General features: G+C 74.3%; 5 protein-coding genes and 1 pseudogene. 4 read left to right on the top strand and 2 right to left on the bottom strand.

All coding sequences use genetic code 11. The features are described from left to right. Positions 1-149: 149 nt before the first annotated feature. The 3 genes and pseudogenes from GJV82_RS20340 to valS form a co-directional block, all read left to right on the top strand. Positions 150-1,070: pseudogene (locus GJV82_RS20340) on the top strand (M66 family metalloprotease); the annotation flags it as partial. Positions 1,071-1,219: 149 nt separating this feature from the next. Continuing rightward, entirely contained in the window at positions 1,220-2,998 is a 1,779-nt protein-coding gene (locus tag GJV82_RS18590; RefSeq protein WP_155100253.1) for an NPCBM/NEW2 domain-containing protein, read from the top strand. 106 nt (positions 2,999-3,104) lie between these two features. Beyond that, the gene (valS, locus tag GJV82_RS18585) at positions 3,105-5,912 is read left to right on the top strand and encodes a valine--tRNA ligase (protein WP_155100252.1); all 2,808 of its coding nucleotides are present in this window, start codon (positions 3,105-3,107) and stop codon (positions 5,910-5,912) included. A 66-nt stretch (positions 5,913-5,978) separates the two neighbouring features. Here valS and GJV82_RS18580 read toward each other — a convergent pair whose 3' ends face one another. Both GJV82_RS18580 and GJV82_RS18575 read right to left on the bottom strand, forming a co-directional pair. Then, positions 5,979-7,178, bottom strand: a complete 1,200-nt coding sequence (locus tag GJV82_RS18580) for a baeRF2 domain-containing protein (protein ID WP_155100251.1) — start codon at positions 7,176-7,178, stop codon at positions 5,979-5,981. 196 nt (positions 7,179-7,374) lie between these two features. Then, positions 7,375-7,728, bottom strand: coding sequence for a chorismate mutase (locus GJV82_RS18575; protein WP_318657829.1), 354 nt, complete (start codon positions 7,726-7,728; stop codon positions 7,375-7,377). Between the two features lie 106 nt (positions 7,729-7,834). On the opposite strand from GJV82_RS18575, the gene GJV82_RS18570 reads away from it, so the two are divergent. Next, positions 7,835-9,652: an AMP-dependent synthetase/ligase gene (locus GJV82_RS18570; RefSeq protein WP_155100250.1), complete on the top strand. Its 1,818-nt coding sequence runs from the start codon at positions 7,835-7,837 to the stop codon at positions 9,650-9,652. Positions 9,653-9,790 lie beyond the last annotated feature (138 nt).

The raw sequence follows: 9,790 nt of genomic DNA, 5'->3' as shown, positions 1-9,790 counted from the left end.
CGGGCGGGCCCGCGCCCGGCGCCCCCACCGCGGCCGCCGCCGGACCGGACGCGGGGCCGACCGCCGTCGGGCCGCTCGGCTTCCACGACGTCCGCGCGGACGGCTCGGCGCGCCCCGTGCGCAACGACCTCACCGGCGGGCTCGGCGGCATGGTCGAGCTCGCGCAGAGCCACACGATCGACCCCGCCGGCAACACCGCGCGCGACATGCCGACACTCGTCGCCGAGCGCACCGCGCTGCTCCTGCTCACCCCGACGTCGGCGGTGACGTCGCTCTCGGTCACGGTGCGCGTCGGCGGGCAGGTGCGCGCCACGCTCCCGCTCGCGCCGCCGTCCGCGATCCCGCGCGACGACGTCGCCGACTCCCAGGGGCGGCCCGACGTCGTCTACAGCACGCGCGCGTGGAGCGTCGAGCTCCCGTGGGACGTCGTCGTGCCCGGCCTCTCCCTGGAACTCACCGACGGCGCCGGGCGCACCGGCACCCTCGCCGCGTCGGCGATCGAGGTCGCGGCGCCCACCGAGCTCGTCGTGAACGGCACCGAGCTCGGCATGCTCACCGACCCCCCGACGGGCGACGGGCACGTCATGCTCAACGACACGGCGCGCGCGGCCGCCGACTACTTCCAGACGGTCCCCGTCTCGCGCCTCGTCGTCGCGCGCTACGAGCCCGTGCGGCTCGACCGCGTCGTCGTCGCGTCCGGGGCCGTCTACGCGTCGCCCGGGACGAGCGCCACGGCCGGCGACGTGCACTCGGGCGACCTGCGCGAGAACGTCGGCAAGGCCCAGTTCTCGACCGGCGTGAACCTCGCCAGCTTCGGCATCCCCAGCGCACCCATGAACCAGGTGCAGCCCGGCACGTTCAACCAGCGCGTCTACCACCACTCCGCCGGGGCGTACACGAACGGCCGCGTGGTCCACGGCCTGAGCGGCGGCAACGGCATGGCGACGCTCTACGACTCGGTGGGCAACGAGTGGAGCCACGAGATCGGGCACTCCTACGGGCTCGGCCACTACCCCGGCGTGGACGGCTCGAGGACCGGCGACGCGCGCGTCGTCAACGCGACGCACCACAGCGAGAGCGGGTGGGGCTACATCGCCTACCGCGACCGCATGCGCTCGAACCTCTGGAACGACCGGGCGTTCACGCCCGAGGGCGTCGACGTCGCGGGCACGATGTTCAGCAGAGCTTCGCGGGCCTGTACAACTACCAGCGCGACGCGATGTCCGGCGGCAGCGCCACGAGCGACCTCTCCCGGTACACGCACCACACGGGGTACAGCGCCGCGCGCATCCAGCAGTCCCTGCGCACGGTCGTGCCCGACGCGTCGTACCCGAGCGGCTACCGCGACTGGGACCCCGCGACGGGGTCCTGGGTCGACGCGAAGGCGCGCAACGCGGCGTTCTCGGCCGCGAAGCCGCGCGCCGTCGGCGTCCCGGTGGTCACCCTGCTCGGCGGGTACAACCCCGCGAACCCCGCGCAGACCGTCCTGTACCCCGCGTTCCGCTCGAACTACGGGAACGTCTTCACCCTCCCGGCGCCGGACACGACGAGCACCGGCGCCGCACGCCAGTGCTGGGCCGAGGTGACGTACGTCGGGGGTCGCGCGGAGAACGTCGCGCTCGACGCGTCGGACGGCGTCAAGCAGGTCAACGTCAACCTCGCCGAGTCGGAGCGGCCCTCGCAGGCCCGGCTCCTGTGCCGGGCGAACGGCACGACGACGCAGCTCGGCTCGACGACGACGATCCCCACCGACCTGCCGCCGCTCGAGCCGGCCGTGGTCATCGGGCAGGAGGACGGGCACGACGCGCTGCGCGCCGTGGAACTCCCCGAGCTCGACGCGGCGCTGTCCGCACTCGCGGGGACGGCGCACCCCGTGCTCGACGCGCACACGCAGGTGCTGCTCGACACGTGGTCCGACGACCTCGCCGCGCTGAGCCCGGCCGCGCGGACCGTCGCGGACGCGGCGCTCGCGCTGCGTGCCGACGCCGCCGACGTCGACGCGTACGTCGCCGCGCACCGCGCCGAGCTGCTCGGCGGGGACGCGGACGCCAAGGACGGGCTCGCGGACCTGCTGCGCGCGACGGGGCTCGTCGAGTCGGCGTCCGCCCTCCTGCCCGACCCGGCGCCGGTGACCGTCGACGGCGGGCGCTGCCTCGCCGCCGACCTCTCCGGGACCGCGCCGCGCGCGGTCGTGGCACCCGCGGGCGGGTGCGACGGCAGCGCCGCGCAGACGTGGTTCCTCGACGCGCGCGGCGCGATCCACAACGGCGCGCGGCCCGACCTGTGCCTGGGAGCCGCGACCCCGGCCACGCTCTTCGCGTGCGACCCGGACGCGTCCTTCCAGGCGTGGCGGTACGAGGCGGACGGCCACCTCGCGAGAGTCGCCCGGTCCGGCCAGTACCTCGACCTCTACCGCGCGCAGGGCACGCCGGGTCTCTACGGGCGCACCACCGGGACGAACCAGCTGTGGTCGGGCCTCGTGACGAGCGCCAACGCCGGCACGGCGCTGTTCTCGGCGGACACGCTGCACGTGCTGTTCGCCGCGCAGGACCGGTACGGCGTCTCCTCGCTCGACCTCCAGCGCGCCGACAACGGCTGGGGCCCGCTCGAGCGGGACGCGAGCAACGGCGAGCTCGCCGCGGGTGACGGCGGGCCGCTCACCGTGGGCACCACGACGAGCCCGGTGGGACTCGGCGTGCACGCGACGAGCGTCGTCGAGGTGCGCGTCGACGGAGCCTGCTCGCGCCTGACCGCGCAGGCGGGCGTGGACGCGGAGGCGCAGGCCGCGGCCAGCGTCGTGCTCTCCGTGCGCGGCGACGGCGCGGCCCTGTGGACGAGCCCGACCCTGCGCCGCGCCGATCCGGCGGTCGACGTCGACGTCGACGTGACGGGGGTCGACGTCGTCACGCTCCACGTCTCGGACGCCGGGGACGGGGACGCCTGGGACCACGCCGACTGGCTCGCCCCCACCCTGCGCTGCGCGACGCCCCCGCAGTAGCCGCGCCGGGCGCGCGGTCGGCACCCGAGGTGCCGGCCGCGCGCCCGTCGTCCGGGCCGTGGGCGACGGACCGCCGGGGCCCGCGGATCTGGGAAGATGGGGGACCATGAGCGACTTCCCGACGAACGCGCCGCAGGGCGCGGCCGAACCCGCTGCAGCCACGACCTCCCCCGCCGGCCCCGTAGCCGGCGACGTCGTCCGCGCGGTGGTCGCGGGAGTACCCGACCGCGTGAGCCTCGACGGACTCGAGGAGACGTACGACGCGCGCTGGGCCGAGCAGGGCACGTACGCGTTCGACCGCACGAAGACCCGCGAGCAGGTCTTCTCGATCGACACGCCGCCGCCCACCGTCTCGGGCTCCCTGCACGTGGGGCACGTGTTCTCCTACACGCACACCGACGTCGTCGCGCGCTACCGCCGCATGCGTGGCCTCGAGGTCTTCTACCCCATGGGGTGGGACGACAACGGGCTGCCCACGGAGCGCCGCGTGCAGAACTACTACGGCGTGCGGTGCGACCCGAGCCTGCCCTACGTCGAGGGCTTCGAGCCCCCGCACGAGGGCGGCGAGGGCAAGTCCGTCAAGGCCGCGGACCAGGTGCCCGTGAGCCGCCGCAACTTCATCGAGCTCTGCGAGCGCCTCACGGCCGAGGACGAGAAGCAGTTCGAGGCGCTGTGGCGCCGGCTCGGGCTCTCGGTCGACTGGGCGCAGCACTACCAGACGATCGACGCCCGCTCCCGCACGGCCGCGCAGCGCGCGTTCCTGCGCAACCTCGCGCGCGGCGAGGCGTACCAGGCGGAGGCGCCGGGGCTGTGGGACGTGACGTTCCAGACGGCGGTCGCGCAGGCCGAGCTCGAGGCGCGCGACTACCCGGGCCACTTCCACAAGGTCGCGTTCCACCGCGTCGCGCCGGGCACGCCCGACGACGGCGCCCCGGTCCACATCGAGACCACGCGCCCCGAGCTGCTCGCGGCGTGCGTCGCGCTCGTCGCGCACCCGGACGACGAGCGCTACCAGCACCTGTTCGGCACCACGGTCCGCTCCCCCCTGTTCGACGTCGAGCTGCCCGTGCTCGCGCACCCCGCGGCGGAGCGCGACAAGGGCGCCGGCATCGCGATGTGCTGCACGTTCGGCGACCTGACCGACGTGCAGTGGTGGCGCGAGCTCCGGCTCCCGACGCGCTCGATCATCACGCGCGACGGCCGCATCACGCGCGAGACGCCGGACTGGATCACGTCGCACGCGGGCCAGGGCGTGTTCGCCGAGATCGCGGGCAAGACGACGTTCTCGGCGCGCCAGGCCGTCGTCGACGCGCTGCGCGACGCGGGCGACCTCGACGGCGAGCCCGTGCCGACCCAGCGCAAGGCGAACTTCTTCGAGAAGGGCGACAAGCCGCTCGAGATCGTCACGTCGCGCCAGTGGTACATCCGCAACGGCGGCCGCGACTGGACCACCGAGGACGGCACCGTGCGCGACCTGCGCAGCGAGCTGCTCGCGCGCGGCACCGAGCTCGCGTTCCACCCCGACTTCATGCGCGTGCGCTACGAGAACTGGGTCGGCGGCCTCAACGGCGACTGGCTCATCTCGCGCCAGCGCTTCTTCGGCGTCGCGATCCCCCTGTGGTACCCGGTCCTGGAGTCGGGCGAGGTGGACCACGACCACCCGATCGTCCCGTCCGAGGACGTCCTGCCGGTCGACCCGTCGACCGACGTGCCCGCCGGGTACACGGAGGACCAGCGCGGCGTCCCGGGCGGCTTCGTCGGCGAGAACGACATCATGGACACGTGGGCGACGTCGTCGCTCACGCCGCAGATCGCGGGCGGCTGGGAGGTCGACCCCGACCTGTTCGAGCGCGTGTTCCCCATGGACCTGCGCCCGCAGGGCCAGGACATCATCCGCACGTGGCTCTTCTCGACCGTCGTGCGCTCGCACCTCGAGTTCGGCTCGCTGCCGTGGAAGAACGCCGCGATCTCGGGCTGGATCCTCGATCCCGACCGCAAGAAGATGTCGAAGTCGAAGGGCAACGTCGTCACGCCGATGGGCCTGCTCGAGGAGCACGGCTCGGACGCGGTCCGGTACTGGGCGGCGTCCGCGCGCCTCGGCACCGACGCGGCGTTCGAGGTCGGCCAGATGAAGATCGGCCGTCGTCTCGCGATCAAGATCCTCAACGCGTCGAAGTTCGCGCTGTCGTTCGGCGTCGACCCCGAGACCGGGACGGGCGAGATCGTCCTGGACCCGGCGCTCGTCACCGAGACGCTCGACCGCGCGATGCTCGCGGGCCTCGCGTCGGTCGTCGAGAAGGCGACCGAGGCGTTCGAGGCGTACGACCACACGCGCGCGCTCGAGGTCACGGAGACGTTCTTCTGGACGTTCTGCGACGACTACCTCGAGCTCGTCAAGGACCGTGCCTACGGTGCGGGCGCCTCGGCCTCCGACGTGTCGCCCGAGACCCGGTCGGCGCGCGTCGCGCTCGCGATCGCGCTCGACACGCTGCTGCGCCTCTTCGCGCCGTTCGTGCCGTTCGCGACGGAGGAGGTGTGGTCGTGGTGGCGCGCGTCGGAGGGCTCGATCCACCGCGCGCCGTGGCCCACGCCCGACACCGCGCGCTCGGCCGCGGGCGACGCCGACCCGGCCGTGCTCACCGCCGCCGGGCACGCGCTCGCCGCGCTGCGCAAGATCAAGTCCGAGGCGAAGGTGTCGATGCGCACGCCGATCCTCGCGGCGCAGGTGGCCGTCCCCGCCGCGTCGCTCGCGGGCGTCGAGGCGTCGGTCGTCGACGTCCGCAACGGCGGGCGCGTCACGGGCACGCTCGACCTCGTCGCGGCCGCCGAGGGCCAGGGCGACCCCGCGGTCCAGGGCGGGATCGTCGTCGTCTCGTCCGAGCTCGGCGAGCCCGAGGCCCGCAAGAAGGGCTGAGCCCGCGCGCGCGACGACGCCCTCCCGGCTGCGGCCGCGGGAGGGCGTCGTCGCGTGCAGGGTCCGTCAGATGATCTCGCCGCGCAGGCGCGAGTCGTCGCCCGACATCGTCGCCGCGACCTCGCGCGGCGTGCCCTCGTCGGCCCAGCGCAGGGTCGCGCCGACGCCCTCGATGAGCTCGACGCTCCCCTCGGGCGCGAACGTCAGGCCCGCGTCCTGACCGATGGCGGCGCGCACGAGCGCGACCGTCGCGGGGAGCTTCTCGAGGCCCTCGGTGACGCCGAGCGCCTCGATCTCCTCCTTCGAGGCGGCGATGTGCATCGGGCTCGGCCCGATCCACAGCTCGCGCCCGTCGAGCGTCGCGCCCTGCCCGTACTCGTCCGCGAGGACGAGCTCCTTGACCTGGCCGCGCGCGAGCACGGCGACGGTGTCCTCGACCGACGTCACGGCGCCGGACTCCCGGCCCTGCTCCTGGCGGAACTCGGCGAGCACCTTCTCGCGCCGACGCTCGCGGTAGCTGTCGAGCGCGTCGGCGACGTTCGCCTCGAACGCCGCCTCGTTGATGCCGGGACCGCGGCCCCCGCCCGGGACCTCGACCACGAGCTCCGCGACCGACCGGCCGAGCGCGCCGCGCACGAGCGGGACCGCGCGCACGTCGCCCGTGAGGATGACGAGCTCGGGCCGGTACTCCGCGGCCTGACGCTCGATCTCGGCCGCGACGGCCTCGGCGTTGCGCTCCCACGAGTCCTCCGCGCGGGACTCGATCCGCTTGTGCGAGAGCCCGCCCGTGCGGACCTTGTTGATCACGTCGTGGCCGCCCTCGACCGTCTCCGGCTCGCCGTACGGCACGTGGCCGCCCGCGACGGACCACGTGATGTCCGCGCCCTGGCGGTCCACGACGACCCGCACGTAGTCGACCGACTCGTCCGCGGCCCGCGCGGCCTGCAGCAGCGCGGGCACCGGGCCCCAGGAGCCCTTGGTGAGCGCCGGAGGGTCCTTGACGACCCGGTCGACGAGCACGCCCGTCTCGTCGGCGATCAGCACGCGCCCGTGGGTGCCCCCGACCCGCGTCGGCCGCAGCACCACCTCCTCGAGGTCGTCGAGGACGGCGTCGGGCGCGCCGTCCTGGCGCAGCTGGCGCCGCACGCCCTTCCAGCGGTTCTCGACCTCGCGGTCCCCGGCCTCGTTGGCACGCGTCGCGTCGATGTACACCGTCGCGAAGGGGCCCGGGTGGCCGAGGAGGGGCTTGAGCCAATCGATCTTCATGCGAACACCTCATGACGTCCGTCGGCGTGAGCGGGCCGCACGGCGCGCCGGTCGCACCGGCGCCGGGCCCGCCCTGGGTCCTCTCCAGGGTCCGTCACATCGACGCCCGTCGCCACCGCGCGTCGGGCACCCGCGGCGGGCGCGGGGTCAGGGGCGCGGGGTCGACCGCGTGGGCGAGGCTGCGGCGTCAGGAGCGTCAGGAGTAGGTGTCGAGCACGGGCGCGCCCTCGCCCGTGGCGGCGTGCTCCGCGGCGATGCGCTCGTGGTGGCGGATGACCTCGCGGACGATGAACGCGCGGAACTGCTCGGCGAACTCGGGGTCGAGGCCGGCGGCCTCGGCGATGCCCGTGAGGCGGGCGATCTGCTGGCGGTCGCGCTCCGGGTCGGCCGGCGGCAGGCCGCCCTGCGCCTTGAGCTCCCCGACGCGGCGCGTGAACTTGAAGCGCTCGGCGAGCAGGTGCATGAGCGCCGCGTCGATGTTGTCGATGCTGTCGCGCAGCGTGAGGATCTCGGCGGGGACGGCGGGGACGGCGGGCGGCTGGTTCGTCACCCATCGATCCTAGGCGCGGGGGACGGTCGGCGAGGAACGCGATACTCGGAGTACGGAGTAAAGTGTCACGCCGTCCCTACCTGCCGTCCACTCAGCGGAGAGTCCCATGACGGAACACGTGTCGCCGAGCCTCGTCGAGGTCTCCCCCACGGCGACCATCAGCACCCTGCTCACCGACCGCGTCGCGCGCGACCCCGGCGCGGCGCTCGTCGAGCGGCGGGACGCCACGGGCGGGTCGTGGGAGCCGCTCACCGCGCGGCAGTTCGAGGACGACGTGGTCGCGGTCGCGCGCGGCCTCGTCGCACGCGGTGTCGAGGCAGGGGACCACGTCGCGATCATGTCGCGCACGCGCTACGAGTGGACGCTCCTCGACTTCGCCGCGTGGGCCGTGGGCGCCGTGCCCGTCCCCGTCTACGAGACGTCGTCGCCCGACCAGGTCGAGTGGATCTGCTCGGACGCGTCCGTCCGCCTCGCCGTCGTCGAGACGGCCGCCCACGCCGACGCCGTCGCGTCCGTGCGCGACCGTCTGCCCGAGCTCGGTGACGTGCTCGTCATCGAGGACGGCGCCGTCGACGCTCTGCGCGCCGCCGGAGCCGCCGTCCCCGCCGAGGAGATCGACCGGCGTCGTGCGGCGCAGCGCGTGGACGACCTCGCGACGATCATCTACACGTCCGGGTCGACGGGCCGCCCCAAGGGCGTCGAGCTCACGCACCGCAACTTCGTCCACCTCGCGCTCAACGGCCGCGCCGGGCTCGCGGAGATCCTCGACGCCGACGGTGCGCGCACGCTGCTGTTCCTCCCGCTCGCGCACGTCTTCGCGCGGTTCATCCAGGTCGTCGTCGTCGCGTCGAACGCCGTCCTCGCGCACAGCTGGGACACGAAGAACCTCGTCGCGGACCTCGGCACGTTCCGTCCGACGTTCCTGCTCGCCGTGCCGCGCGTGTTCGAGAAGGTCTACAACACGGCCGAGCAGAAGACGGGCTCCGGGCTCAGGCGCCGGATCTTCCACTGGGCGGCCAAGGTGGCGATCACGTGGTCGCGCGCGCTCGACACCGAGCGCGGCCCCTCGGCGGGCCTGCGCGCCCAGCACGCCGTCGCGGACCGGCTCGTGTACTCGACGCTGCGCGCCGCGATGGGCGGGCGACTCACGTACTCGATCTCCGGCGGCGCGCCGCTCGGCGAGCGGCTCGGCCACTTCTACCGCGGCGTCGGCCTGCGCATCCTCGAGGGCTACGGCCTCACCGAGACGACCGCACCGACGGCCGTCAACCTGCCCGGCCTCACCAAGATCGGCACGGTCGGCCCGGCGTTCCCCGGCACGGCGCTGCGCGTCGACGACGACGGCGAGCTGCTCGTCAAGGGCGACCACGTGTTCCGCGGCTACCGCAACCGGCCCGACCTCACCGCCGAGGCCCTGCAGGACGGCTGGTTCCGTACGGGCGACCTCGGCGCGTTCGACGACGACGGCTACCTGCGGATCACCGGGCGCAAGAAGGAGATCATCGTCACGGCCGGCGGCAAGAACGTCGCGCCGGCCGTGCTCGAGGACCGGCTGCGCGCGCACCCGCTCGTGAGCCAGGTCGTCGTGGTGGGCGACCAGCGGCCGTTCATCGGCGCGCTCGTCACGCTCGACGCGGAGATGCTGCCCGGCTGGCTCTCGACGCACGGGCTGCCGGAGATGGACGTCGAGGCCGCCGCGCAGGACGGCCAGGTCCTCGCCGCGCTCGACCGCGCGGTCGCGCACGCCAACGAGGCGGTGTCGCGCGCCGAGTCGATCCGCAAGATCACGGTGCTCACGACGGACTTCACCGAGCAGAACGGCTACCTCACGCCGTCGCTCAAGGTGAAGCGCGGGCTCGTGATCCAGGACTTCGCGGGCACGATCGACGCCCTCTACGGCTCGACGGTCCGCGCCGACGCCTGACGCGGGGTCGCGTCCCCTGCCGAGCAGGTGCTCCTGGTCCGTCCGCGTCGCGTGACGAGCCGGGACCGCCTGCTCGGCGCACCGGCCCGCTCGGGGCGGGTCGGGTCAGGCGGACTTCTCGCGGGGGGTGCGGGTGCG

The sequence above is a fragment of the Cellulosimicrobium composti genome (assembly GCF_009711085.1).
In the GTDB taxonomy this organism is placed as follows: domain Bacteria; phylum Actinomycetota; class Actinomycetes; order Actinomycetales; family Cellulomonadaceae; genus Cellulosimicrobium; species Cellulosimicrobium composti.
This window is presented reverse-complemented; position numbering and strand designations above follow the sequence as displayed.

Excerpts from the sequence above, each read along its gene's own strand:
- valS (WP_155100252.1), top strand. The coding sequence starts at position 3,105 with ATGAGCGACTTCCCGACGAACGCGCCGCAGGGCGCGGCCGAACCCGCT.
- GJV82_RS18570 (WP_155100250.1), top strand. The coding sequence starts at position 7,835 with ATGACGGAACACGTGTCGCCGAGCCTCGTCGAGGTCTCCCCCACGGCG.
- GJV82_RS18590 (WP_155100253.1), top strand. The coding sequence starts at position 1,220 with ATGTCCGGCGGCAGCGCCACGAGCGACCTCTCCCGGTACACGCACCAC.
- GJV82_RS18580 (WP_155100251.1), bottom strand. The coding sequence starts at position 7,178 with ATGAAGATCGATTGGCTCAAGCCCCTCCTCGGCCACCCGGGCCCCTTC.